This is a genomic window from Flavobacterium sp. CHNK8 (assembly GCF_019774515.1).
Classification (GTDB): Bacteria; Bacteroidota; Bacteroidia; order Flavobacteriales; family Flavobacteriaceae; genus Flavobacterium; species Flavobacterium tiangeerense.
On sequence record NZ_CP081492.1, the window covers coordinates 586,021 to 612,044 of the forward strand.

21 protein-coding genes and 2 riboswitches are annotated in these 26,024 nt (G+C 35.9%); of the genes, 18 read left to right on the top strand and 3 right to left on the bottom strand.

From position 1 onward, the window contains the following. Positions 1-35 precede the first annotated feature (35 nt). Entirely contained in the window at positions 36-2,591 is a 2,556-nt protein-coding gene (locus tag K5V07_RS02425) for a sodium-translocating pyrophosphatase (protein ID WP_221916236.1), read from the top strand. Positions 2,592-2,677: 86 nt separating this feature from the next. Here the strand turns inward: K5V07_RS02425 and K5V07_RS02430 are convergent, their stop codons facing one another. Together K5V07_RS02430 and K5V07_RS02435 are read right to left on the bottom strand one after the other, a co-directional pair. After that, entirely contained in the window at positions 2,678-3,292 is a 615-nt protein-coding gene (locus K5V07_RS02430; RefSeq protein ID WP_086453323.1) for a deoxynucleoside kinase, read from the bottom strand. Then, positions 3,292-4,083: a hypothetical protein gene (locus K5V07_RS02435; protein WP_221916237.1), complete on the bottom strand. Its 792-nt coding sequence runs from the start codon at positions 4,081-4,083 to the stop codon at positions 3,292-3,294. The genes K5V07_RS02430 and K5V07_RS02435 overlap by 1 nt, the downstream gene beginning before the upstream one ends. 113 nt (positions 4,084-4,196) lie before the next feature. Between K5V07_RS02435 and K5V07_RS02440 the strand changes: the two genes are divergently transcribed. Together K5V07_RS02440 and K5V07_RS02445 are read left to right on the top strand one after the other, a co-directional pair. Beyond that, a complete protein-coding gene (locus tag K5V07_RS02440) occupies positions 4,197-5,093 on the top strand; it encodes a GLPGLI family protein (RefSeq protein WP_221916238.1) in 897 nt (298 codons plus the stop codon). A 31-nt stretch (positions 5,094-5,124) separates the two neighbouring features. Further along, positions 5,125-7,875, top strand: coding sequence for a carboxypeptidase regulatory-like domain-containing protein (locus K5V07_RS02445; RefSeq protein ID WP_221916239.1), 2,751 nt, complete (start codon positions 5,125-5,127; stop codon positions 7,873-7,875). 76 nt (positions 7,876-7,951) lie between these two features. Here K5V07_RS02445 and metK read toward each other — a convergent pair whose 3' ends face one another. Next, on the bottom strand, positions 7,952-9,202 hold the full coding sequence (gene metK, locus K5V07_RS02450) for a methionine adenosyltransferase (RefSeq protein WP_221916241.1): 1,251 nt from the start codon (positions 9,200-9,202) through the stop codon (positions 7,952-7,954). Between the two features lie 807 nt (positions 9,203-10,009). Here metK and K5V07_RS02455 point away from each other — a divergent pair. From K5V07_RS02455 to K5V07_RS02525, 15 genes are all read left to right on the top strand, one after another. Continuing rightward, positions 10,010-10,222 (top strand): hypothetical protein, encoded by a 213-nt coding sequence (locus K5V07_RS02455; RefSeq protein ID WP_221916242.1) that lies wholly within the window; start codon positions 10,010-10,012, stop codon positions 10,220-10,222. Positions 10,223-10,448: 226 nt separating this feature from the next. Continuing rightward, positions 10,449-10,556, top strand: a riboswitch (SAM riboswitch). Between the two features lie 77 nt (positions 10,557-10,633). Next, positions 10,634-11,596 (top strand): alpha/beta fold hydrolase, encoded by a 963-nt coding sequence (locus tag K5V07_RS02460; RefSeq protein ID WP_255577480.1) that lies wholly within the window; start codon positions 10,634-10,636, stop codon positions 11,594-11,596. Between the two features lie 19 nt (positions 11,597-11,615). After that, the gene (thrA, locus tag K5V07_RS02465) at positions 11,616-14,030 is read left to right on the top strand and encodes a bifunctional aspartate kinase/homoserine dehydrogenase I (RefSeq protein ID WP_221916245.1); all 2,415 of its coding nucleotides are present in this window, start codon (positions 11,616-11,618) and stop codon (positions 14,028-14,030) included. Positions 14,031-14,088: 58 nt separating this feature from the next. Next, a complete protein-coding gene (locus K5V07_RS02470; protein ID WP_221916248.1) occupies positions 14,089-14,445 on the top strand; it encodes a hypothetical protein in 357 nt (118 codons plus the stop codon). 83 nt (positions 14,446-14,528) lie between these two features. Then, on the top strand, positions 14,529-14,978 hold the full coding sequence (locus tag K5V07_RS02475; protein WP_221916249.1) for an OsmC family protein: 450 nt from the start codon (positions 14,529-14,531) through the stop codon (positions 14,976-14,978). An 83-nt stretch (positions 14,979-15,061) separates the two neighbouring features. Beyond that, positions 15,062-16,234: a PLP-dependent aspartate aminotransferase family protein gene (locus K5V07_RS02480; protein WP_221916251.1), complete on the top strand. Its 1,173-nt coding sequence runs from the start codon at positions 15,062-15,064 to the stop codon at positions 16,232-16,234. A 101-nt stretch (positions 16,235-16,335) separates the two neighbouring features. Next, positions 16,336-16,746: an Rrf2 family transcriptional regulator gene (locus K5V07_RS02485; RefSeq protein WP_144891578.1), complete on the top strand. Its 411-nt coding sequence runs from the start codon at positions 16,336-16,338 to the stop codon at positions 16,744-16,746. A 114-nt stretch (positions 16,747-16,860) separates the two neighbouring features. Further along, the gene (locus K5V07_RS02490) at positions 16,861-17,763 is read left to right on the top strand and encodes a sulfite exporter TauE/SafE family protein (RefSeq protein ID WP_166136111.1); all 903 of its coding nucleotides are present in this window, start codon (positions 16,861-16,863) and stop codon (positions 17,761-17,763) included. 11 nt (positions 17,764-17,774) lie between these two features. After that, positions 17,775-18,479: a phosphoadenylyl-sulfate reductase gene (locus K5V07_RS02495; RefSeq protein WP_255577987.1), complete on the top strand. Its 705-nt coding sequence runs from the start codon at positions 17,775-17,777 to the stop codon at positions 18,477-18,479. Positions 18,480-18,560: 81 nt separating this feature from the next. Next, entirely contained in the window at positions 18,561-19,460 is a 900-nt protein-coding gene (cysD, locus tag K5V07_RS02500; RefSeq protein WP_086453338.1) for a sulfate adenylyltransferase subunit CysD, read from the top strand. 97 nt (positions 19,461-19,557) lie between these two features. Beyond that, on the top strand, positions 19,558-20,802 hold the full coding sequence (locus K5V07_RS02505; RefSeq protein ID WP_221916253.1) for a sulfate adenylyltransferase subunit 1: 1,245 nt from the start codon (positions 19,558-19,560) through the stop codon (positions 20,800-20,802). A gap of 95 nt (positions 20,803-20,897) precedes the next feature. Beyond that, positions 20,898-22,988 carry a nitrite reductase gene (locus tag K5V07_RS02510; RefSeq protein WP_221916255.1) on the top strand — a complete coding sequence of 697 codons (2,091 nt, stop codon included), beginning with the start codon at positions 20,898-20,900 and terminating at the stop codon, positions 22,986-22,988. Next, positions 22,981-23,754, top strand: a complete 774-nt coding sequence (gene cobA / locus K5V07_RS02515; RefSeq protein ID WP_144891590.1) for a uroporphyrinogen-III C-methyltransferase — start codon at positions 22,981-22,983, stop codon at positions 23,752-23,754. Before K5V07_RS02510 ends, cobA begins: the two co-directional genes overlap by 8 nt. Before the next feature lie 2 nt (positions 23,755-23,756). Further along, positions 23,757-24,335, top strand: coding sequence for a bifunctional precorrin-2 dehydrogenase/sirohydrochlorin ferrochelatase (locus tag K5V07_RS02520; RefSeq protein ID WP_144891592.1), 579 nt, complete (start codon positions 23,757-23,759; stop codon positions 24,333-24,335). A gap of 230 nt (positions 24,336-24,565) precedes the next feature. Then, positions 24,566-25,618 (top strand): NAD(P)/FAD-dependent oxidoreductase, encoded by a 1,053-nt coding sequence (locus K5V07_RS02525; RefSeq protein ID WP_210790813.1) that lies wholly within the window; start codon positions 24,566-24,568, stop codon positions 25,616-25,618. Positions 25,619-25,791: 173 nt separating this feature from the next. Further along, a riboswitch (SAM riboswitch) is annotated at positions 25,792-25,904 on the top strand. Positions 25,905-26,024: the final 120 nt, after the last annotated feature.

Below are 26,024 nucleotides of genomic sequence, written 5' to 3' on the forward strand. Positions count from 1 at the left end.
CACAATAAGTATTAACTATAAACCAAACCAAAATTATGAATACAATTATGATTTATTTGCCAATCGCCATGGCATTCATTGGACTGGCATTTATGTTTACAAAACGAGCATGGGTTTTAAAACAAGATCCAGGTGACGGTAAGATGAAAGAGATTTCAGATTACATTTACGAAGGCGCTTTGGCTTTCCTCAAAGCAGAATATCGATTATTGACTTTCTTTGTTATTGGAGCCAGTATTGCATTGGCTGGTATTTCGTTTATTGTTCCCACAACACATATATTAATAGTAGTAGCTTTTATTTTTGGTGCATTCTTCTCTGCTTTGGCAGGAAATATGGGAATGAAAATAGCCACCAAAACAAATGTTAGAACTACACAGGCTGCTCGCACGAGTTTGCCGCAAGCTTTAAAAGTTTCTTTTGGTGGTGGAACCGTAATGGGGCTTGGTGTTGCAGGTTTAGCGGTATTAGGTTTGACTACTTTCTTTATATTTTTCTTTCATTTTTTTATGAATGGTGTCTGGACTTCAACAGAAGACATGACCATTGTTCTTGAAACATTAGCAGGTTTTTCACTTGGAGCGGAATCAATAGCATTATTTGCAAGAGTTGGTGGCGGTATTTACACTAAAGCCGCCGATGTAGGTGCTGATTTAGTAGGTAAAGTAGAAGCAGGAATCCCAGAAGATGATCCTCGTAATCCCGCTACAATTGCAGATAATGTTGGTGATAATGTGGGTGACGTTGCCGGAATGGGAGCCGATTTATTTGGCTCTTATGTAGCCACGGTTTTGGCAGCTATGGTGCTAGGGAATTATGTGATCAAAGATATGGGTGGAAGTATTCCAGATGCTTTTGGTGGTATTGGACCCATTTTATTACCAATGGCAATTGCCGGTTTTGGAATTTTATTTTCAATTATCGGAACCATGTTGGTTAAAATAACAGATGACAATGCCAAAGAAGCGCAAGTACAAAAGGCTTTGAATATTGGTAATTGGGTTTCGATAGGTTTGACTTTAGTATCTTGTTACTTTCTAGTGCAATACATGTTACCAGAAACCATGAAAATGGATTTCTTTGGAGAAGGAACTAAAGAAATTTCATCTATGCGTGTTTTTTACGCCACAATTGTAGGTTTGGTTGTAGGTGCGGTTATTTCATCGGTTACTGAATATTATACGGGCTTAGGTACAAAACCGGTTATGGCTATTGTACAAAAATCAAGTACGGGAGCGGGTACCAACGTAATTGCTGGATTAGCAACCGGAATGATTTCAACTTTCCCAACGGTTTTATTATTTGCAGCAGCGATTTGGTCTTCATATGCGTTTGCAGGATTTTATGGAGTGGCTTTGGCGGCATCAGCAATGATGGCAACCACAGCGATGCAATTAGCAATCGATGCTTTTGGACCTATATCTGATAATGCGGGCGGAATTGCAGAAATGAGCGAATTGCCTAAAGAAGTACGCACCAGAACCGATATTTTAGATTCGGTAGGGAATACAACAGCAGCAACAGGAAAAGGATTTGCTATTGCTTCGGCAGCATTGACATCACTAGCCTTATTCGCTGCGTATGTAACTTTTACAGGAATAGACGGAATCAATATTTTCAAAGCGCCAGTTTTAGCCATGCTATTTGTAGGTGGAATGATTCCGGTAGTTTTCTCTGCCCTAGCCATGAATTCAGTTGGAAAAGCAGCTATGGATATGGTGTACGAGGTACGCCGCCAGTTTAGAGAAATTCCAGGAATTATGGAAGGTACTGGAAAACCTGAATATGCTAAATGCGTTGATATTTCTACCAAAGCCGCTTTGCGCGAAATGATGTTACCAGGTGTTTTGACTATTGGTTTTCCAATTGCCATTGTACTTTTAGGCAAGTTAGTGTATTCAGATAACAACCAATTAATAGCAGAAATGCTTGGTGGTTATATGGCTGGAGTTACAGTTTCGGGTGTTTTGTGGGCTGTTTTCCAAAACAATGCTGGTGGTGCTTGGGACAATGCCAAAAAGTCTTTTGAAGCAGGAGTAATGATTAATGGTGAAATGACCTATAAAGGATCTGATGCGCACAAAGCAGCGGTTACTGGAGATACAGTTGGTGATCCTTTCAAAGATACTTCAGGACCTTCTATGAATATTTTGATCAAATTGACTTGTTTAATAGGTTTGGTTATTGCTCCCATTTTAGGAAATGGTAACTCAGATGTAGCTACAGTTAAGTCCTGTTGCGCTGCTCATTCAAAAACAGAAATGGTTTACAGTATGGGCAAATGTGACCCTTCAAAAATGGCTAACATGACTAAAACAGAATGTGAAGCGATGTGTAAAGAAAACGGATGTACACCTGAACAAACAGCAAAATGTTTGGCAAATTTTGATGCCAATGGTAAATATAAATATCAAAAAACACATTGTTTTGATACCAGTAAATACGAGAAAAAAACCGTGAACGTAAGTATCTCTTCTACAGATGGAAAGACTGTTGGGAAAGTAACAAAAATAGTAAACGGAAAAACAACAACAGAGGTTTTTGAAGGTACAGAAGCTGAAGTAAAAGCCAAAATCGATGTTGTGAAGTAAAACAGCATATTATATAATAAAAAAATGCCTTGCAATTTTGCGAGGCATTTATGTTTTATAATATTAGGTTATCTTTTTTTGTTATTCTAAAACAACCCATTCAATTCGGCATCAATACGGTTAAAAATGTTTCCTAAATCCTCTGGATTGTCCACAAAGTTGATATTGTCTACATCAATGATCAATAATTTTCCTTTGTCATAGGTTTGTATCCAGCCTTCGTATCGCTCGTTCAAACGGCTTAAGTACTCAATTGATATGGAGTTTTCGTATTCGCGGCCACGCTTGTGTATTTGTCCCACTAAATTAGGAATAGAACTTCTTAAATAAATCAGTAGATCGGGTGCTTTAACGGTTGACTCCATCAATTCAAATAAAGAAGAATAATTTTGAAAATCACGATTGGTCATTAAACCCATCGCATATAAGTTGGGAGCAAAAATGTGCGCATCCTCATAAATGGTTCTGTCCTGTATGATTTTTTTCCCGCTTTCGCGAATTTGCATCACTTGACGAAAACGACTGTTCAAGAAATAAATTTGTAAATTAAAGGACCAACGTTCCATTTGATGATAAAAATCATCTAGATAAGGATTGTCAACTACATCTTCAAAATGCGGTTCCCACTTAAACTGTTTCGCTAATAATCGGGTTAAAGTTGTTTTTCCTGAACCTATGTTTCCTGCTATTGCTATGTGCATTACGGTATTGTGATTTTATAATTGCTAATTCCTGAGGTTGTAAAAATAGATAAAATTTGGTCTTTGTAATGAAATTTGACAAACGTTTTTTCGGAAATTACCAATTGTATTTTTTGTTCTTTTGCTACATCAACAAAGTATAATTCTCCGCTTTTAGAATAAATGTATTGGGTGTCATATAAAAGGGCAATACAATCAAAATCAGGTGTGCTATGTATTTTTTTTATTTTTCCAAAAATATCACACGCGTACCAGTTGTTTGTCGCATCAATCCATTGGAACAAATTGAAATCAGTACTGTAAAATATAATGTTTTCACTTAAGGGTGTCGCAAGTGTTTTGTAATTTTGATTCAAATAATCGTACAAGCCTATTTGTTGATTCATGCTGTTATAAACCCAAATCTGGTTTTGAGAAGCTATACCTACTGCTGTTGCCACTATTGGTATTGGACTTTCTGAAAAATTTATTTTTTGTGTCTCATTCAATTGATTATCTAAAGTAATAACCGTATTAAAATTCTCGTAAAATAAAACTAATTTGAGAGGGTTTTGTAGATCGACTTTTGTGATTTTCCCCAAAGAAATGTTTTTGTAATCCAATCTTTCGCTCCCATTAATTTTTGAAAAAACATCATTTTTAAGGGTGTAATAAAAACCAAAGGAGTCGTATCCTAAAAAATCATCAGCATCAACAGCAATCGTGTTCAATCTTGTAACAGTTGGTTTCTGATTTTGACAAAAACCTATTGCTGAACAGTAAAATAGGGTCAAAAAAACTAATTTTTTCATAAAGTAAAAGTACAATTAAACCAAAAGCGTAATTGATTGTCTTAGTATTTATTTAACAGTATCGTTGTAACAAAAATACTAATATCTACTCTTATTTATTAAAAACCATCAAGATGCAAAGATTAATTTTAACATTGGTAATCGCAGTAGTTTCCTTTTTAGGGTTACAAGCGCAGGAATTTCAAGGAATGGCTGTTTATGAAAGTAAAACGAGTACTTCTGATTTTAAATCCAGAATGGAAGGCAACAAAAACATGACGCCTGACATGCAAAAAATGATTGAAGAACGAATGAAAAAAATGTTCGAAAAAACATTTATTCTCAACTTTAACAAAACGGCTTCCATTTATAAAGAAGAAGAAAAATTAGAGGCTTCAAATCAAGCAGGTGGCGGATTCCGAATGATGTCAAGCTTAGCAGGAGGTGGCGGAACGTATTATAAAAACGTAAAAGACAAGCAATACAGCAACGACAAAGAGTTTATGGGAAAAGAATTTATGGTAAAAGATTTCTTAACTAGTTTGAATTGGAAAATGGAAGCAGAAACTCGTGTGATTGGTGGCTATACTTGTTACAAAGCAACCGCTATCAAGAAACCAAGTGCTACCGATTTTAGAAATATGCGTCCTCGTAAAGATGATGCTGAAAAGAAAGAAGGAGTAAAACCTACTGAGGAGAAAAAAACCAATTTTTTGGATGCTGTTGAGGTGCCAAAAGAAATCGTAATCACTGCTTGGTATACTCCCGAAATCCCAGTGAGTCAAGGACCTGAAGGCTATTGGGGTTTGCCTGGATTAATTTTGGAAGTAAATGATGGACGCACCACTATTTTGTGTTCAAAAGTAGTTTTAAACCCAAAAGATAAAGTTGAGATTAAAGCGGTTGCAAAAGGAAAAGTAGTTTCGCAGAAAGAATATGACGAAGCCGTGATGAAAAAAATGGAAGAGTGGAGAGAGATGAATCAAGGCCGTGGAGGAAATGGCGGCATGCAAATGCGTTTTGGAAATTAATACCAACTCAGTAGTTATATACCCAATTAAAATGAGAAAAATTTTATTACTGATCGCCTTCATGACGGTCTCAATTTCTTTTGCACAAAATATTCGTTTGGAAGGATTGGTTCAGGACAAAACAAAACTACCGTTGGAAATGGCCAATGTGATGGCGGTGAACCAAACGACCAAAGCCATGGATGCGTACGCCATAACTACGGATAAAGGAAAGTACACCTTAAATCTTAAATCCAATACAACTTATGTAATCAAACTAAGTTATTTGGGAATGCAAAATAAAGAAGTCATTGTAACAACACTCGCCGAAAATATGGTTCAAAATATTACCATGGAAACAGGTGGTATTGAATTAGACGGTGTTGAAATTGTACGCGAAATGCCAGTTTCCATCAAAGGGGATACGATTGTTTATAATACAGATTCGTTTAAAACAGGTGAAGAACGTAAGTTAGAGGACGTATTCAAAAAGCTACCGGGCTTTGAAGTAATGGCTGATGGACAAGTACAAGTTGAGGGGAAAAAAGTGGCTAAGTTGTTTGTAAATGGCAAGCCTTTTATGGAAGGAGATACGAAACTAGGTTCTAAAAATATTCCGTCTGATGCGGTTGATAAAGTACAAGTACTGCGTAATTTCAACGAAGTATCGCAAATGAAAGGACTTGAAAACAACAACGATGATATTGCACTGAACATCAAACTTAAAAAAGGAAAAGATAAGTTTTGGTTTGGTGACGTGAGCGGAGGACTGGCTAATGATAAAGGATATCTCTTTAATCCAAAAGTATTTTACTACTCCCCAAAAACAAGTATCAACGCCATTGTGAATTTGAATAATATTGGTGAGGTATCATTGACTTCTGCTGATTTTTTCAGGATAACAGGTGGCGCCCGAAATACGATTGGTCGAAGTGGAACTTCTCTTACCTTAAACCGAAATTTCTTTGGACTTTCTGGTGGTGATAATGTAGCCAAGGCGAGTGACAAATTTGGGGCGTTAAATTTGAATCACTCCGTTTCAAAAAAATGGACTCTATCTAGTTTTGCAGCCTATTCTTCTACGTTTAATCAGTCTATTACGAATTCAGAACGTGGTATTTTTGAACCGAACACGACCAACATTGCTACTTTAGAAAACAGAAAAAACAGAACAGATTCCAAAAACAATGCTTTCATTGCCAAATTTGGTTCGAAGTACAAGGCCAATGATAATTTTCAATTGGATTATGACGCGTTCTTTAGAAAAAATGACCAGCAAGATGTAGACAACAGTCAAACTAATTTTACTTCTACTTCAAACGGAAATACAATAACTAATAATAATACGGTGATTGCTTTTCAAAAACAAGCACCAGCCTCTTTCAACCAGAGTTTGAATATGTTTTATACCCAAAATCCAAAATCGACTTGGGTGTTAGAAATGCAACATCAGTACGAGGATGAAGATCCATTTTACAATCCGCAACTTTCGGTAAATCCGTATCAAAATGCAAATTCAACAAATCCGAACGATCCAAGTGCTGTTTTTGTAAATGAAAATGCGCTGAATATCGAGCAATCTCGTTTTGTTAAAACCAATAAACTAGATGCTAAAATCGATTATTTTTATCAAATTTCGAACAAAAGTATATTGAATGTAACAGCGGGAAATACGAATGCTTTTCAATCGTATAATTCGAGTATCTTGCAAATTCTTCAAGATAATTCAGTAAATCCGGTAGAGCAAGCGGCCTATAATAATGATGTGCGTTATCATTTTAACGATGTTTTTTTAGGGTTGCATTATAAGTTTATTAGAGGTAAGTTTACCTTTAATCCTGGATTTTCTGTGCATCAATACAATACTTCTAATGAGCAATTTGAAAACCCTTTCAAGCTTAATTTCACTAGAGTATTACCAGATATGTTTGCCCGTTGGGATTTAAAAAAATCTGAAAATTTGACCTATAACTTCAATGTTCGAAACGGTTTTAACGATGTAAATGCCTTGGTTGAAGGTTTTATCTTTACCAATTTTAACAGTTTATCACGAGGAAATGCAAAATTAGAAAACTCACTTATTACCAGCCATCGATTGAATTATTCTAAGTATAACTTGTATAATTTTACTACGATTTTTGCAAACATCAGTTATACAACGACCAAAGATCCAGTAGTCAATGGAGTTTCTTTTCAAAGTATTTATTCTACATCAGACCGTTTGAATTTGGACGCTGAAAATGAAAACTTGAACGGAAATGTATTTTACTCTAAAAGTTTTCAAAAGTACTATAAGTTAACGGCAGGAGTTAATGCAAGTTGGAGTAAGAATTTTGTTTTGAACAGAAGGATTACTAGCGGAGCAACTCAGGAATTTATTCAAGGGATAGAAAATGTAAATCACGGATACAACCTAGCTTTTGCAACACAGTTTAAAAAATATCCTAATGTAGATTTGGGTTATCGTATTAATTTTTCGGAGCAAGCTGCCAATCGGTTTACAACTCAAACTCCTACAGTAAAATTAAATTATTATTTCTTGAATGGTTTAAATGTCAACTGGGATTATGCATTTAATCGTTTTAAAAATGAAACCAATGGCATTACAAACGATTTCAAAATCATGACGGCAAGTTTGAATTACATCAAAAAAGACTCGAAATTTGAATATCGAATTCAAGCAAACAATTTATTAAACACCAGATCTAGATTGAATAACTCTTTTAGTGTGAATGGATTTAATGCGAATGAAAGTAGAATTCTGCCTCGCTTTGTAACTTTCATAGTAAAGTACAATTTGTAAGCTTCATTTAGCTTAAAAAGCAAAGGGGATTTAGTTGTATCTAAATCCCCTTTTTTATATACTTTGTTTTGATTTTTTACAATCCAAAAGCAGTTTTTACTTGATCTACAAAATCTAATTTTTCCCAAGTAAACAATTCTACTTCAACTGTTTTTGTTAATCCACCTGGAGCAGAGAAAGTCTTCGTTACGGTTTCAGGAGTACGTCCCATGTGCCCGTAAGCAGCAGTTTCACTATAAATTGGGTTTCTTAATTTCAATCGTTGTTCGATGAAGTACGGACGCATATCAAAAATAGCTTCTACTTTTTTAGCGATTTCACCATTGGTCAAATTCACTTTCGCAGTTCCATAAGTATCAATAAAAATACCCATTGGCTTAGCCACACCAATAGCGTACGAAACTTGAACCAAAATCTCATCGGCAACACCAGCTGCAACTAAGTTTTTAGCAATATGACGTGTTGCATAAGCAGCAGAACGGTCTACTTTACTTGGGTCTTTTCCAGAGAAAGCACCACCACCGTGAGCTCCTTTTCCGCCGTAAGTATCTACAATGATTTTTCTTCCTGTAAGTCCAGTATCTCCGTGAGGTCCTCCAATTACGAATTTTCCTGTTGGGTTAATATGGTATTGAATTGCATCATTAAATAAATGAGCATGCTCAGGATTTTTAGTAATAATTCTTGGGATCAATATCTCAATAATGTCTTTTTTGATTTTAGCAAGCATAGTAGCTTCTTCGTCAAAATCATCGTGTTGTGTAGAGATAACAATCGCATCAATACGAGTTGGTTTGTTATCGTCGCTGTATTCTAAAGTTACTTGTGATTTAGCATCAGGACGCAAATACGTAATTTCATTGTTTTCACGTCTTAAAACAGCTAGTTCTTGCAATAATTTGTGAGACAAATCAAGTGCCAATGGCATGTAATTCTCCGTTTCATTGGTTGCATAACCAAACATCATTCCTTGGTCACCAGCGCCTTGCTCTTCTTTGCTTGCTCTGTCAACACCTTGATTGATATCAGCAGATTGTTCGTGAATAGCCGAAAGAATACCGCATGAATTGGCTTCAAACATGTATTCACTTTTGGTATAACCAATTTTTCGAATCACTTCACGTGCAATATTTTGCACATCTAAGTATGTATTTGATTTAACCTCACCAGCCAAAATAACTTGACCGGTAGTTACTAAAGTTTCACAAGCTACTTTTGATTCAGCATCAAATGCTAGAAAGTTATCAATTAATGCGTCTGAAATTTGATCTGCAATTTTATCTGGATGTCCTTCGCTCACAGATTCTGACGTAAATAAATAGGCCATAAGTTTTATTATTTTATAAAATTAAGCGAGAAAAAATAATTGCTGAAAAGGTCTAAAGGAGAGTTCCTGCTTTAGCATTTTTTTACTGAAAATTATTCAGTATTCACAATGAATTGATTTCATTATGAAGAGGTTGCAATCAGTTCAAATTTTTCCTCTTGTATTTGGGTGCAAAGGTATGAAACCATTTTGAATTGCATATTAATCTTAACTTTTTTTTACTGTTTTATCTTTCGGAAATATTTTTTAAATCAAAAACAAAATTAGCGACATAAAAATTTTGTACTTTAAAAAACATTTGCGATATTTGATAATCAAAATAAGTAATCATGAAATCATTTATTTGCAATATGTTAAAGGTCGCACAGGGAAATTCCTGAGGGTTGCTTATTGCATAATTTGAACTAAATTATATAGTAAAGCTTCCCAGTATTTGGGAAGCTTTTTTTTTTGAAATACCACTAAGAATAAAAATTTATGAATACACTAAAATGCCAACAAAAAATGTATGCAATAGCGCCTATTTGTGCTGTTGTACTATTTGATATATCGTGACCCCGAAAGGACAGGTTGATAAAACTAAACCCCTTTTGGATTCGTATCTAAAAGGGGTTTGTTGCTTTTAGCACTACTGCAATTTTTAGAGAATAAAAAAAATAGCATTTGATGAAAGTTTTTTTCAAGATTAGGAACAAAAAAGGATAAAAAAATACAATAAAAATTAAATCATAGTAAAAACTGGTATTGAAGTTGATACTAAAAAGGAAAAATAATCATTACACAATTAATAACTTAAAATGAACAACAATGAAAAACAACAATTATTTTAGTAAAGCAATCCTTTTAATAAGGCAAGGATTATGGGGGTCAAAAAAAAGTAACACTACTGCTCCAGTGGTAAATGAGCTAGTTCATCCTAGATTTGAGATGGCTACCAATGATGTTACAGCACTAAAGACAGTGCCTAATTCATTACTTTTTTTAATGTATTCCAAAGAAAATGATGTCCTTTTTATTTAGGGATTCCAAATGTATTTTAATCAGCGAGAAAATACATTTTAAATTAGGATTGCTGTTTTAACGGAGTTTTGGTCTAAAACGACATATTTCTTTGTTAAAACAGCTTGCTTTTTGCATACTTTTGCGAATACTGCAAAAGTAATTCAGACTAAACTTTGCATAAAAATTTGCTCAGAATAAAAATTAGTGCTTTATTTGCACTCACAAAGTTCACAACAGTATTGAAATGTTATAAAGAAAGGCAGAGGGATTAGACCCGATGAAGCCTTAGCAACCCTTCGATTTATCGGAGAAGGTGCTGCATTCTACCACGCCCATCGTGGAAAGATAACACTAAGAATTTGTCTAGATAACACCTAGCTTTCTTTCTAATATTTCCAAACACAAGTCCTAATTATAACAGATTTGAAATTGGAAAATAAACCAACAACAATTACATTACACAATTTCACCACGGAGGCAGGTGCAATTTATGCTACCCTAAACTTAAGTTATCAAGTTTTTGGCTTACCATTACATGCAGCTCCTATTGTTTTGGTCAATCATGCGCTAACCGGAAATTCACAGGTTGTGGGTGATAACGGTTGGTGGAATGAACTAATTGGCGCCAACAAAACTATCGATACTACAAAATATACCGTACTTGCTTTTAACGTTCCTGGAAATGGATTTGATGGAGCTGTAATTGAAAATTATCTTGATTTTACAGCAAGAGACATCGCTAAAATTTTTATAAAAGGCATTAAGTTGCTCGATGTTGCAAAACTCTACGCTATTATTGGAGGTTCTGTAGGTGGTGGAATTGCTTGGGAAATGGTTGCACTAGAACCAACAATAACCCAAAAATTAATTCCTATTGCGACCGATTGGAAAGCGACAGACTGGCTTATTGCCAATTGTTTTTTGCAAGAACAAATTCTTAATAATTCATCTAAACCCATTCAGGATGCCCGCGCACACGCCATGTTGTGTTATAGAACTCCAGAATCATTTGCGGCAAAATTTCAGCGAACAATTAATGAGCAGTTAGCCATTTTTAATGTGGAAAGTTGGTTGTTGCATCACGGCGAAAAATTACAGCAGCGTTTTCAATTGGCATCCTACAAAATGATGAATCAATTATTGAAAACCATTGATATTACTCGCAATAGGTCCTCGTTTGAAAATACAATCGAAGCTGTAACGGCAGAAATTCACATCATTGCCATCAATTCGGATTTGTTTTTTACGGCCAGTGAAAACAAAACCACTTTTGAGCAAATACAAATATTAAACAAAAAAGTCAGTTATCAAGAAATAGTTTCCATTCACGGACACGATGCTTTTTTGATAGAATACAAACAATTACACAATTTGCTTCAAGATTTATTCTAAGCTACAAACACACAACACAATGAAAATATTAAAATTTGGAGGTAAATCGTTATCAAATGGTGACGGATTAAATAAGGTGGTTGCCATAATAACAGACAAAGTAAATCAGGGAGAGAAAATTGCAATTGTAGTTTCGGCGCGTGGCAATGCAACTGATGAGTTGGAACAAATTTTAACTCTTGCTTCTCAAAACGGAGATTACAAGCCACTTTTTGAAGATTTTAAAAAATACCAGCAAGACGTTTATGATGCTGTTGATTTGTCTGAGGAGTTTACTATTTTAGAAAAATTGTTTGAAGGTGTAAGTCTGATTGGCGATTACAGCAAAAAAATCAAAGACCAAATTTTGTCTAAAGGCGAATTGCTTTCGGCAAAATTACTAACGGCGATCTTGATAGAAAAAGGAATTCATGCTCGTTTTACAGATACGCGTGAATTGATAAAAACCGATGCTAAATTTGGTGATGCACAACCCTTAGAACAACTTTCGAAGAAAAATGTGGTTGCTTTTTTTAAACAAAACACTGAAAATACAGTTAATATAATCACAGGTTTTATAGGTTCTACGACCAATAATGATACTACAACTTTGGGAAGAAACGGGAGTAATTACACCGCTTCGTTGATTGCGAATTATTTAAATGCCGACGAATTACAAAATTACACACATGTTGACGGAATTTATACTGCCAATCCTGATTTAGTTGTTGATGCTAAAAAAATTGACCATCTATCATTTAATGAGGCGAATGAGATTGCTAATTTTGGAGCAACTATTTTGCATGCCAAAACTATCATTCCGTTATTAGAAAAAAACATTCCGCTTCGAATTTTAAATACTTTCAATCATGAAAATAAAGGAACTTTAATTACTTCCAATTCTAATAAGGAAGGAATTAAAACGCTTTCGGTTCTTGAAAATGTGGCTTTGGTCAATCTTGAAGGTAGAGGTCTGCTGGGGAAAACTGGTGTCGATGCTCGAATTTTTAGAGTAATGGGCGACAATAATATCAGTGTGAGTATCATTTCCCAAGGTTCATCAGAGCGTGGAATAGGTTTGGTTGTGGCTGCCGACAAAGCTACTACGGCCATGATTGAATTGGAAAAAGAATTCGAAAATGATTTCTATTCAAAGGATGTCAATAAAATAACTGTTGCTGATGATGTAGCTGTCATCTCCATTATTGGTCAGGATTTAAGTACGTTTCACAAACCTTACACGGCTTTAATCAAGAATAAAATTGTTCCGATTCTGTTCAACAATACCGTGACGGGTAAGAATGTGAGTTTGGTTGTTAAAAAATCACAGTTGCACAAAGCTTTGAATGTGATTCACGGAGAGATTTTTGGCGTAGCCAAGAAAATAAATATCGCTGTTTTTGGTCATGGTTTGGTGGGTGGTACCTTGATTAATCAAATTTTAGAATCGGCAGCAGCCATTGAAAAAAGAAAAGACATCAAATTGAATGTCTTTGCGATTGCCAATTCTAAGAATGTGCTCTTGAATAAAAACGGAGTGACACCTAACTGGAAAAACGAGATTCAAACCAACGGATTCTCATATACTATTGATGATGTTATTGCCTATGCAAATGAGCATCATTTAGAGAATTTAATTGCCATTGATAATACCGCAAGTGCTGATTTTGTCAAGAATTACATTTCGTTAGTAGAAAATAGTTTCGATTTGATTTCGTCAAACAAAGTAGCCAATACGTTGAGTTATAGTTTTTATAAAAAATTGAGAAAAGTTCTGGTAGAAAACCAAAAGACGTATCTTTATGAAACCAATGTTGGAGCAGGATTACCTTTGATAGATACCATTAAATTGTTGCACCTTTCTGGCGAAAATATCACAAAGATTAAAGGGGTTTTCTCGGGAACATTGAGTTATTTGTTCAATAATTTTTCGGCCAAAGACGTGCCGTTTAGCGAGATTTTAAAAGAAGCCATCGATAATGGATATACCGAGCCAGATCCAAGAGAGGATTTATGTGGAAATGATGTAGGACGAAAATTATTGATTTTGGCTAGAGAACTAGACTTGCAAAATGAGTTTGAAGAAATTTCGATTCAAAATTTAATTCCAGAACATTTACGAAGTGGAGATGTAGGAGAGTTTTTGAATAAATTGACGGAGTTTGATCCTATTTATGCAAAAATAAAAGCCGATCAAAAACCGAATCACGTGTTGCGTTACATAGGCGAATTGTCAGGTGATTTGCAAAATGACAAAGGAAATCTCGAAGTAAAATTAGTTTCGGTGCCATCAGAAACAGCATTGGGCGGATTGAAAGGTTCAGATTCTTTCTTCGAAATTTACACTGAATCGTACGGTGACCGACCAATTGTAATTCAAGGCGCTGGCGCAGGATCAGCAGTAACAGCAAGAGGTGTGTTTGGTGATATTTTAAGGTTGTCTGATAAGGGGTAATTGAAGTGAAAAGTGAATAGTTTTTAGTAAACAGTGATCAGAAGAAAAAGCATTTAATATGGATATAATTATTATTCTACTTGGAATGAATGTTTCATTGATATTCTTGTTTGATAAAAGTAAATTAGATAGCAAGGAATGGTTTCTTAAACTATTAATTTTAAATGTAATATTGTTTTTAATTGCTTCGATAAGTCTATTGCTTGGTTTGGGAAAGAATACCGCTATTGATGCATTATTTGTACCACTGCTTGCACAGGTTGTCTATTATATTTTAAGCAATTTATTTTACTTAAAACAAAAAAGAAACACTGTTGATACTTTTTGGACAATGGATAGAGGATTATTTTTAGACGGTTGGTTCAATAGTATATTCTGGATAATTTCAATATTACTTTTTCTATTCGTGTTGTAATAAAATATAAATTATTAAAAAATGGACAGCCTCCAGTCGTGGCTACCTCTTCGCTGTGGCGAAAGGGTTGGGAGGAGAATATTATGAAAATAACATTAAACAGAGTAAACGACAATTTCCATTTCGAATTAAAAAACGAAAGAGGGCATTTGGTAAACGTAGATAGCCGTCCTGAATATGGAGGAAACGATATGGGCGCCAGTCCGATGGAATTAGTATTGATGGGAGTTGCAGGCTGTAGCGCAATTGATATGATTTCAATTTTGAAAAAACAACGTCAAGAAATCACGTCTTTCAAAGCTGAGGTTGAGGGCGAACGCGTACAAGTTGGAGAAGCAAAACCATTTAAAAACATCCATGTGGTGTTTTATCTAGAAGGTGATATCAAGGAAGACAAAGCCGCAAAAGCCGCCCAACTTTCTTTTGAAAAATACTGTTCGGTTTCCAAAACAATAGAGCCAACAGCAACCATACATTACAAAGTAGTTTTGAATGGAAGCCCCCTAACCCCCGAAGGGGGAACTAGCAACTAATAGTTGTTGGATAAATATTAAATTTAGTAACAAACAAATCAACCCCAACACAATTCCCCCTTTGGGGGTTAGGGGGCTTATTTATGAAAAATGATAATTTTGGTTTCGAAACCCAGGCCATACGCAATCAGTTAGAAAGAACACAATATTTAGAGCATTCGGTGCCGTTGTACCTCACGTCTAGTTTTGTATTTGAAGATGCTGAAGACATGCGTGCCTCATTTGCAGAGGAAAAAGACAGGAATATTTATAGCCGTTACAGCAACCCCAATAACAACGAATTTATTAGCAAAGTATGCGCTATGGAAGGTGCTGCAGCTGGTTTTGCCTTTTCATCTGGTATGGCTGCGGTGTATTCTACTATGGCTGCTCTATTAAGTTCAGGAGATCACATTGTTTCTTCGAGTAGTGTTTTTGGTGCCACGCATTCGTTGTTTATTAATTATTTTCCGAAATGGAACATTCAAACCTCGTATTTTGACATCAATCAACCCGAGACTATTGAAGGTTTGATTACGCCTGATACAAAAATTCTTTTCGCAGAGTCACCAACCAATCCTGCGGTTGATATTATTGATTTGGAATTGCTAGGAAATATTGCTAAAAAGCACAATTTAATTTTAATTATCGATAATTGTTTTGCAACGCCTTATTTGCAGCAACCAATAAAATGGGGCGCACATTTAGTGGTGCATTCGGCTACAAAATTAATGGATGGTCAAGGTCGCGTTTTGGGTGGAATAACTGTTGGTGATGCTGATTTGATTCAGAAAATCTATTTGTTTTCCCGACTTACAGGTCCAGCTTTATCGCCTTTTAATGCGTGGGTATTGTCTAAAAGTTTAGAAACATTAGCCATTCGATTAGATAGACATTGTGAAAACGCCTTGAAAGTAGCGGAGTTTTTAGAGAATCATCCTCAGGTGAATAAAGTGAAATATCCATTTTTGAAATCGCATCCTCAATATGAAATCGCACAAAAGCAGATGAAGCTGGGCGGAAATATTGTTGCTTTTGAAATAAAAGGAGGATTAGAAGCTGGAAGAGCTTTTTTAGATAAAATTAAATTGTGTTCGCTTTCGCCAAATTTAGGAGACACCAGAACTATTGTTACGCATCCAGCCTCTACAACGCACAGTAAATTATCTGTCGAAGAACGTTTGGCGGTGAGTATTACAGATGGTTTGGTGCGTGTTTCTGTAGGTTTGGAAACCGTAATTGATGTAATTGCCGATTTGGAGCAGGCGCTTTCGTAACTGATAGATTTGGGATTAACGATTTTAGATTGTAGTTTTGGTTCAAACAATGCAATGTTTCATAATTGCGAATCTTTTTAATACAATTCTAAAACATTAAAATGCTCTCAAAAAAAACAAAATACGGTATAAAAGCATTGACCTTTTTGGCGCGCCGAGAGGACCAAACGCCTGTTGCGATTGCGGATATTGCCAAATCTGAAAATATCTCACTCAAATTTTTAGAGAGTATTTTATTGTTGTTGCGTCATTCTGGTTTTTTGGGAGCCAAAAAAGGAAAAGGCGGCGGTTATTATTTGATTAAAGAACCGAAAGACATTAGCATGGCGAAAGTGTATCGTATTTTGGAAGGGCCTATCGCCTTATTGCCTTGTGCCAGTCATAATTTTTATGAGCCTTGTGACGATTGTACAGATGAAGCCACTTGTGCTGTTCGTAAATTAATGACGGAAGTGCGTGATAATACGCTTATGGTTTTGGAAAATAATAGTTTAGCTGATATTGCATTTTAAGTTTTAATTAGAAATAATGTTTCGTAATTAAAGTAAATATATTATTTTTGCACAATAATCTAGTAACCCGATAGGGTAAAAGTTTTTAAATTAAATTTTGTTGAATTGAAAGGAATGAATAAAGAATTAAAAGTGAATAATAATACCGAAAGCCCTGCAACAAGTTTTGTAGAGCGTTTATGGGTGCTCGTTCCTGCAATTTTGTTGATAGGATTATTGGCAACATTAGTGTACAACCACCATGATGAATTTTCAGTGGATGGCTTGATAGCTGGCTTTGATCAAGAGTTTTTAATTTTTTTCTGTATTGGCGTATTTGCACAATTAGTAGATGGAACGTTAGGAATGGGTTACGGAGCAACTTCAACTTCATTTTTATTAGCGTACGGAATTCCGCCTGCCATCAGTAGTACAGGTGTTCACGTGGCTGAAATGTTTACAACAGGAGCGTCGGCAATTTCGCATCATCGTTTTGGAAACATCAACAAAAAACTAGTAAGACATTTGTTAATTCCAGGTGTTTTGGGTTCTATTACTGGAGCCTATTTGTTGTCGGATGTGATTGATGGAGAAGTGATAAAACCATTTATCGCTTTGTACATGATCGGGTTGGCAGTCATCATTATTAGAAAAGCATTAAAAAAGAATCTGGTAAAAAAGAAAACTAAAAAACTAGGTATTCTGGCAACTTTTGGAGGTTTTATGGATGCTGTAGGAGGCGGAGGATGGGGACCGATAGTGACTTCTACTTTATTAGGAAATGGACGAAATCCCAGATATACAATTGGCTCAGTGAACGCAGCAGAGTTTGCAGTAGCTTTTTCAAGTGGAGTAACATTTATGCTTTTTGGAGGTATTCAAGGATGGCAAGTAATAATTGGATTGATTTTAGGAGGCGTAATGGCAGCTCCATTAGCCGCATTTTTAGTGAATAAAATTCCAAGGAAATCAATGATGATATTAGTAGGTGTTTTAATTATTCTTTTGAGTTTAAAAACCTTATCAAAACTGCTGTAAAACGAAATAAGATTATGAGTAAAGAATTAGTAGCGGCATTAGCAGAGCATACAAAAAACCTTAGTTTAGAGGAAACGTTTGTTTATTTAGCTGCAGAATATAAAGATAAAGTGGTTTTTTCAACTTCTTTTGGTCAAGAAGACCAAGTAATTACAGCAATGATTGCCAATAGCGGTGCTGGGGTTCAAATTTTCACATTAGATACAGGTCGATTGTTTCAAGAAACGTATGACGTTTTTCATAAAACCCAAAAAAAATACAATCAAAATATTAGAGTATTTTTTCCTGAGGCAGCAGCAGTAGAAAATTTATTGGAAACTAAAGGACCTAATAGTTTCTACGAATCAGTTGAGAATAGAAAAGAATGTTGCTCCATTCGAAAAGTAGTGCCTTTAAAAAAAGCATTAAAAGGAAATTCAATATGGATAACTGGTTTGAGAGCAGAGCAATCCGAAAACAGAAATGATTTGGCACTTTTTGAATACGATGCACATTTTGAAATTATTAAGTTCAATCCTCTGTTAAAATGGACCTTGCAAGAAGTAGAAGAGTATTTAGAAAAAAATAATGTACCACAAAGTGCATTGCACAAAAAAGGATTTGTAAGTATAGGTTGTGCGCCTTGTACGAGAGCCATCACTCCAGATGAAGACATCAGAGCTGGACGATGGTGGTGGGAATCCAGTCATAAAGAATGCGGATTGCACCAGAAGTAATTTTAAATTATGAATTATAAATTATAAATGATTGTTGGAATCTTTGAATTTTTCAATCATTTAAATCTTTACAATAAAAATATGAGTTCAGTATTAAAAACAAACGCTTTAGAAAGCGAAGCGATATACATTTTCAGAGAGGTAATTTCTCAGTTTGACAAACCTGTATTGCTTTTTTCTGGCGGAAAAGATTCGATTACGTTAGTTCGCTTGGCGCAAAAAGCTTTTTTTCCAGCTAAAATTCCGTTTCCATTGTTGCACGTAGACACAGGTCATAATTTTCCGGAAACCATTGAGTTCAGAGATAAATTGGTTGCTGAGCTAGGATTAGAACTAATTGTGCGCAATGTACAAGACGCCATTGATCAAGGAAAAGTGGTTGAAGAAACCGGAAAATATTCCAGCAGAAATAGCTTGCAAACCACAACACTTTTAGATGCTATCGAAGAATTCAAATTTGATGCGTGTATTGGTGGAGCACGTCGTGACGAGGAAAAAGCCAGAGCCAAAGAGCGTATATTTTCGGTGCGTGATGATTTTGGTCAATGGGACGAAAAAAATCAGCGTCCTGAATTGTTCGATTTGTTGAACGGAAAAATAGAGAACGGTCAAAACGTACGTGTTTTTCCAATTTCGAACTGGACCGAGCTAGATGTATGGAGTTACATCGAACAAGAGCAAATTGAAATTCCATCGATTTATTTTTCGCACAAGCGTAAAGTGTTCTTACGAGATGGAATGATTTGGTCCCACTCTCCATTTGTGTACCAAGAAGAAAATGAAGAAATTGTAGAACGTATTGTTCGTTTCAGAACGGTAGGTGACATGAGTTGTACGGCAGCAGTTGATTCATACGCTGCAACAATTTCTGAAGTAGTGGGTGAAATTAGATCTTCAACAATTTCAGAAAGAGGCGCTAGAATTGACGACAAACGTTCAGAAGCAGCGATGGAAAAAAGAAAACAACAGGGATATTTTTAGAATACCAATTGAAAGATTTAAGGATTTAAAAATTAAAAGATTTAAAGTAAGGAGTTTTTAAAACTTGAAACTTTAAACCTGAAACAAAAATATTAGAATGGAAGTTTTAAAAATAGCAACAGCAGGAAGTGTAGATGACGGTAAGAGTACCTTAATTGGGAGATTATTGTATGATACGCAATCGTTGACAACAGATAAATTAGAAGCAATAGAAAAAAGCAGCAAGCAAAAAGGATATGATTATTTAGATTTTTCTTTGGCTACGGACGGTTTAGTGGCCGAAAGAGAACAAGGAATTACCATTGATGTGGCGCATATTTATTTTTCGACAGCCAAAAAAAGTTACATCATTGCAGATACGCCTGGTCACGTAGAATATACGCGTAACATGGTTACCGGAGCTTCGACCTCGCAAGTTTCAATTATTTTAATTGATGCTCGTAAAGGCGTAATTGAGCAAACCTACCGCCACTTTTTTATCAATAATTTATTGAGAGTAAAAGAGGTCATTGTGGCGATCAACAAAATGGATTTGGTAGATTATTCGGAAGAAGTTTTTAATAAAATCAAAGCGGATTTTGAAGCTTTAAATGCTAAAAGCACGTTTAAAGAACAAAACGTAAGTTACATTCCGTTAAGTGCTTTGACAGGAGATAATGTAGTAGATTCATTAGGAGGAATGCCTTGGTACCAAGGACAAACCATTCTGGAGCATCTAGAAGCGTTAGAACCAGCTGATGTGTACGAAAAAGGAAAAGCGCGTTTCCCTGTTCAAACCGTTATCCGACCAAAAACAGAAGAATACCACGATTTTAGAGGTTATGCCGGAAAATTGTATGGGAATAATATTAAAGTGGGTGATGCAGTAACGGTGCTGCCTTCTTTAACAGAATCAGTGGTGACAAATATTCACTTTTTTGACAAGCAATTTGAGGAAGCAGCTGTGGGCTCTTCGATTACCATCGAATTAGAAAATGATATCAATGTAACTAGAGGCGACATGATTGTAAAATCATCTGAATTGCCAAAAGTAGAGAAAGACATTAACACCACCGTATGCTGGATGGACAGTAAAAAGTTAGTACCTGGTGCTAAGTATTATGTTCAACACAATACCAACAGAGTTTTGGCTAAGATTGACAGTGTGAAAAATGTGATTGCAACTGATTTCTCAGGAACTACAGAAGCCTCTCAACTAGCCATCAACGAAATTGGCGAAGTGAACATCAAGTTAAGCAAAGCCATTTATTTTGATGCGTACAACGATAATAAATCAAACGGGGCTTTCATCTTAATTGATGCTACAACCAACACAACAGCAGGAGTAGGATTTATAAAATAACATTTAGCTATTGGCTTTAAGCCTTCAGCAAAGATGTAAAATGAATTTCATAAACAGCTAACAGCCCAAAGCTAATAGCGAATAGCTTATAACAAATGGAAAGTTTTAGAACCGAAATTGAAGATCCGATTGTTCAAAAAGACATAATCGATTTAGAAAGAAAAATTGCTTTATTCCGTGACGGAAAAATTGACGACGAACGTTTTCGTAGTCTGCGTTTAGCACGTGGTGTTTACGGGCAGCGTCAAGAAGGCGTACAGATGATTCGTATCAAATTGCCTTTTGGTAAAGTAACTAGCGAGCAACTCGTGCGCATCACAAAAGTTTCTGATGAGTATTCAACAGGGCGTTTGCACATTACGACGCGTCAAGATATCCAAATTCATTATGTGAGTTTAGATAGAACACCGCAACTTTGGGCTGAGTTAGAAAAAGACGATGTTACCCTGAGAGAAGCTTGTGGAAACACAGTTCGAAATATTACCGCTAGCGAAACAGCAGGAATTGATCCAGAGGAACCTTTTGATGTGTCTCCGTATGCGCATGCGATGTTTCAATTTTTCTTGAGAAATCCGGTTTGTCAAGAAATGGGACGTAAATTCAAAATGTCGTTTTCGTCATCAGATAAAGATACCGGTTTGAGTTATTTACACGATTTAGGATTTATTCCAAAAATTGTAGACGGTGTAAAAGGTTTCAAAGTAATGTTAGGTGGAGGTTTAGGTTCACAACCGAGTCATGCTGAATTGCTGACAGAGTTTATTCCGGCCAATCAAATCATTCCAACTACCGAAGGAATTTTAAGAATTTTTGACCGCTACGGTGAAAGAGCCAAACGTTTAAAAGCACGTTTGAAATTTTTGTTGAAAGAAATAGGGAAAGACGAATTTTTACGATTGGTAGACGAAGAGAAAAAAGCCTTGTCTCACCAAACTGTTGAAATTGATACGACTGCTTTTGAGGGCCCTATTGCAGCGCCATTATTAGAAGTGCCAAAAGTCGAAATTGAAGATACAGCAGCTTTTGAAGCGTGGAAAAAAACAAATGTAATTACGCAAAAACAAGCGGGTTATGTGGCCATCGGAATCAAAGTACAATTAGGTGATTTTTATACTGATAAAGCTAGAGCATTAGCGCATTTGATCAAAAATTATGCAGCAAACGAATTGCGTTTAACGTTGCGTCAAGATATTTTAATTCGCCATGTAAAAGAGGAAAACCTTCCTTTCTTTTACCAAGAATTAGCCAAATTAGATTTTGTAACCACAGGCTACAACACGATTGCTGATATTACAGCTTGTCCGGGTACGGATACGTGTAACTTAGGAATTGCGAGCAGTACCGGAATCGCGGTAGAGTTAGAACGTGTTTTAACTACTGAATATCCGCAGTACAGTAACAACCGCGAAATTACTATTAAAATTAGTGGTTGTATGAACGCTTGCGGGCAACACAATATGGCCGAAATTGGATTTCAAGGAATGTCAATCAATGCGGGAAAATTAGTAGCCCCAGCCTTGCAAGTTTTATTAGGAGGAGGAAATTTAGGAAATGGAAACGGAAGATTCTCTGATAAAGTAATCAAAATCCCGAGCCGAAGAGGACCAGATGCTTTGCGATTGATTTTAAATGATTTCGAATCCAATGCCAACGGACAATCGTTCTTGAATTATTATGACGCTCAAGGCGAAAAATATTTCTACGAATTTTTGAAACCATTAGCTGATGTAACCAATCTAACCGAAGCGGATTTTGTTGACTGGGGAAATGCAGATAATTATGTAAAAGCAGTTGGAGTAGGAGAATGTGCTGGAGTTGTAATTGACTTGGTAGCTACTTTATTATTTGAAGCGAAAGAAAAATTGACTTTTGCACAAGAAGCTTTTGAAGATGCAAAATGGTCGGATGCAATTTATTTGGCGTACGCCGGATTTGTCAATGGAGCCAAGGCATTATTACTGGCTGAAAACCAAAAAACAAACCATCAAGCGGGAATAATCGATTTGTTTGATACCGTTTTTGTGGCTACAAATACAATTCAATTGCAATCTTCTTTACGAGAATTGGTATATCAAATTAACCAAAATGAACCTTCTGCTGAATTTGCTAAAAAGTACATTCAAGATGCCATTGTATTTTTTGATGCCATCGAAGCGTATAGAAATAAAGACTTAGCTGATGCTTAAAAAGAAACAACCCATCGTAACATTAGTTGGTGCGGGTCCTGGAGATCCGGATTTACTGACGATCAAAGGAGCCAAAGCATTAGCAGAAGCGGATGTGGTATTGTATGACGCCTTGGCCAACGAGGAGATTTTGACATATGCTCCCAAAAAATCCATTAAGATTTTTGTAGGCAAACGCAAAGGCTGTCATGAATATTCGCAAGATCAAATCAACCAATTGATTGTAGACAATGCCTTAACGTACGGGCATGTAGTTCGCTTAAAAGGAGGTGATCCATTTATTTTTGGACGTGGAAGTGAAGAAATTGACTTTATAGAAAGTTTTGGCATACCGACATCGGTGGTGCCTGGAATTTCATCCTCGATTGCTGTTCCGGCTTATCAAGGGATTTCATTGACCAAAAGAGGTGTTTCTGAGAGTTTTTGGGTAATTACGGGTACAACTTCTGACAGGAAATTGTCAAATGATGTGGCTTTGGCTGCACAATCATCAGCAACGGTGGTTATTTTGATGGGAATGAGCAAACTCTCTCAGATTATCGATTTGTTCCAAAAGGAATCTAAAGGTGAAACACCGGTTGCGATTATTCAAAACGGAACGACTGCTCAGGAGAAAATTGGGGTTGGAACCATCAACACCATTGAGCAAGTGGTGGCGCAACAACAATTAAGTTCACCTGCTATTATCGTCATTGGTGAGGTGGTTAAAGAGAGCAATAAATTAAAAGGCTTTTACGAAGAATTCATAGCCAAAGAATTGAAATAACTGTGGAAAGAAACGAATTATATCCTATTTTTTTAAAATTACACAACCTCAACGTGCTCATTGTGGGTGGCGGTAATGTGGGTTTAGAAAAACTATCGTTTCTGTTGAAATCCAGTCCCAATGCCAATGTTGAGGTAGTGGCACCTTGGTTTTTACCAGAGTTAGAAACCTTGGCGGCAAGCCATACAACAGTGAAGTTGACTTATAAAAAATTCAATCGCTGGATGCTCCGTAAACGCCACATGGTGATTGCCTGCACCGATGATTTGAAGGTGAACAAGAGGATTTATGATTTGTCTCGAAAAAGATATTTGATTTGCAACATTGCTGATACACCGCCTTTGTGTGATTATTATTTGGGCGGAATTGTAACCAAAGGGAATGTGAAAATTGCCATTTCAACCAACGGGAAATCACCCACTACAGCCAAACGATTGCGAGAGTTTTTTGAAGAAATAATTCCAGACGATATCAATAAAATGGTCGAAAACTTGAATGAATACCGAAAAACGCTGAAAGGAAATTTTGAGGAAAAAGTTCAAAAAATGAATGAAATCACAGAGACGCTCAAAGCAAAGTAAGCACAAGACAGAATCTTAAGTTCATAGAAAAAAGCTAAGATGTAATAGTTCTTAATAATCAGTTTCTGTTTTTTTAACTAAACAGAATGGTGATATTTGTACTCAATTTAAAATAAAAGTATTGAGCTCCTAGGTTCAATACAATAACATATAGAAACACAATTAACAATTTCCATTACAGCCTACAATTATAATTGGAAGCAACACAAAGGATACTAAATTAAATCAAAATGATTAAAACAGACATACTCATTATTGGCGCGGGGCCAACAGGTTTATTTGCAGTTTTTGAAGCAGGATTATTAAAATTAAAATGCCATATATTAGATGCTTTGCCACAAGCGGGTGGGCAGTTGTCAGAGTTATATCCTAAAAAGCCTATTTATGATATTCCTGGATTTCCAGAAGTATTGGCGGGTGATTTAGTAGATAATTTAATGGAGCAAATCAAGCAGTTCGAACCAGGGTTTACTTTGGGTGAACGTGCCGAAACTATCGAAAAACAAGAAGACGGAACATTTATTGTGACTTCAAATAAAGGTAAAAAATTCCATGCGCCAGTTATTGCTATTGCTGGTGGATTAGGTAGTTTTGAACCAAGAAAACCATTGATCGAGGACATCGAATTTTACGAAGACAAAGGAATTAAATACTTCATCAAAAATCCAGAAAAATTTCGTGACAAGCGTGTGGTTATCGCTGGAGGTGGTGATTCGGCTCTAGATTGGAGTATCTTTTTGTCAAATGTAGCTTCAGAAGTGACCTTGATTCACCGTCGCAACGAGTTTCGTGGAGCTTTAGACTCTGTAGAAAAAGTTCAAGAGCTTAAATCAGCCGGAAAAATTAAAATGATTACGCCAGGTGAAGTAGTAGGGTTAAAAGGAGCTGAACATCTTGAGGCTGTTGTAGTCGAGGAAAATGGAGCACAACGTACCATCGAAACCGATTATTTTATTCCGCTTTTTGGTCTTACGCCAAAGTTAGGTCCTATCGGCGACTGGGGATTAGAAATCGAAAAAAACGCCATCAAAGTAAACAACGCCTTAGATTACCAAACCAATATTCCGGGAATTTTCGCCATTGGTGACGTAAATACCTATCCAGGAAAATTAAAATTGATTTTGTGCGGATTCCATGAAGCCACTTTAATGTGTCAAGCAGCCTACCAAATCATTAATCCAGGCAAGCGTTATGTGTTAAAATACACTACCGTTTCTGGTGTAGATGGTTTTGACGGAACTCGTAAAGAAGCTCCAAAAGCGGTTGTAAAAGCAATCGTGTAAATAAAGTTGCTAAGTCACAAAGGTTCTGAGTTGCTAAGTTTATTGTAAAGCTTAGTAATTCAGAACCTTTTTTATTTTAAAGTTTTGCAACAAACTAAGCTACAATCTTTAAAAAAAATACTTGCAATTGTTAGCGCTATGTCGTTACTTTGCACTGTTCCTATATTTATTGAAAGTTATCACGAAAGGCGGAGGGAAAAGACCCAATGAAACCTTAGCAACCCTTTATTTTTAAAGAAGGTGCTACATTCTACTTTATACAACCAGTATCAAAGATAGATAACACAAGAATACTTCTACAGTATTTCTCAAACCTTTTCTTGACAACATATCGAATTTTTTAGAGCAGATTAATGGCGCTTTTCAGCCAATATCGTTCCTGCTGTACGCTATATCTTTTTATTCG

What these genes read in the sequence shown, in the direction of transcription:
- K5V07_RS02440 (WP_221916238.1), top strand. Translation starts at nt 4,197, where the DNA reads ATGCAAAGATTAATTTTAACATTGGTAATCGCAGTAGTTTCCTTTTTA.
- K5V07_RS02485 (WP_144891578.1), top strand. Translation starts at nt 16,336, where the DNA reads ATGCTCTCAAAAAAAACAAAATACGGTATAAAAGCATTGACCTTTTTG.
- cobA (WP_144891590.1), top strand. Translation starts at nt 22,981, where the DNA reads ATGCTTAAAAAGAAACAACCCATCGTAACATTAGTTGGTGCGGGTCCT.
- K5V07_RS02480 (WP_221916251.1), top strand. Translation starts at nt 15,062, where the DNA reads ATGAAAAATGATAATTTTGGTTTCGAAACCCAGGCCATACGCAATCAG.
- K5V07_RS02455 (WP_221916242.1), top strand. Translation starts at nt 10,010, where the DNA reads ATGAAAAACAACAATTATTTTAGTAAAGCAATCCTTTTAATAAGGCAA.
- K5V07_RS02510 (WP_221916255.1), top strand. Translation starts at nt 20,898, where the DNA reads ATGGAAAGTTTTAGAACCGAAATTGAAGATCCGATTGTTCAAAAAGAC.
- K5V07_RS02435 (WP_221916237.1), bottom strand. Translation starts at nt 4,083, where the DNA reads ATGAAAAAATTAGTTTTTTTGACCCTATTTTACTGTTCAGCAATAGGT.
- metK (WP_221916241.1), bottom strand. Translation starts at nt 9,202, where the DNA reads ATGGCCTATTTATTTACGTCAGAATCTGTGAGCGAAGGACATCCAGAT.
- K5V07_RS02505 (WP_221916253.1), top strand. Translation starts at nt 19,558, where the DNA reads ATGGAAGTTTTAAAAATAGCAACAGCAGGAAGTGTAGATGACGGTAAG.
- K5V07_RS02430 (WP_086453323.1), bottom strand. Translation starts at nt 3,292, where the DNA reads ATGCACATAGCAATAGCAGGAAACATAGGTTCAGGAAAAACAACTTTA.
- K5V07_RS02525 (WP_210790813.1), top strand. Translation starts at nt 24,566, where the DNA reads ATGATTAAAACAGACATACTCATTATTGGCGCGGGGCCAACAGGTTTA.
- K5V07_RS02425 (WP_221916236.1), top strand. Translation starts at nt 36, where the DNA reads ATGAATACAATTATGATTTATTTGCCAATCGCCATGGCATTCATTGGA.
- K5V07_RS02445 (WP_221916239.1), top strand. Translation starts at nt 5,125, where the DNA reads ATGAGAAAAATTTTATTACTGATCGCCTTCATGACGGTCTCAATTTCT.
- K5V07_RS02490 (WP_166136111.1), top strand. Translation starts at nt 16,861, where the DNA reads ATGAATAAAGAATTAAAAGTGAATAATAATACCGAAAGCCCTGCAACA.
- K5V07_RS02470 (WP_221916248.1), top strand. Translation starts at nt 14,089, where the DNA reads ATGGATATAATTATTATTCTACTTGGAATGAATGTTTCATTGATATTC.
- cysD (WP_086453338.1), top strand. Translation starts at nt 18,561, where the DNA reads ATGAGTTCAGTATTAAAAACAAACGCTTTAGAAAGCGAAGCGATATAC.
- K5V07_RS02475 (WP_221916249.1), top strand. Translation starts at nt 14,529, where the DNA reads ATGAAAATAACATTAAACAGAGTAAACGACAATTTCCATTTCGAATTA.
- thrA (WP_221916245.1), top strand. Translation starts at nt 11,616, where the DNA reads ATGAAAATATTAAAATTTGGAGGTAAATCGTTATCAAATGGTGACGGA.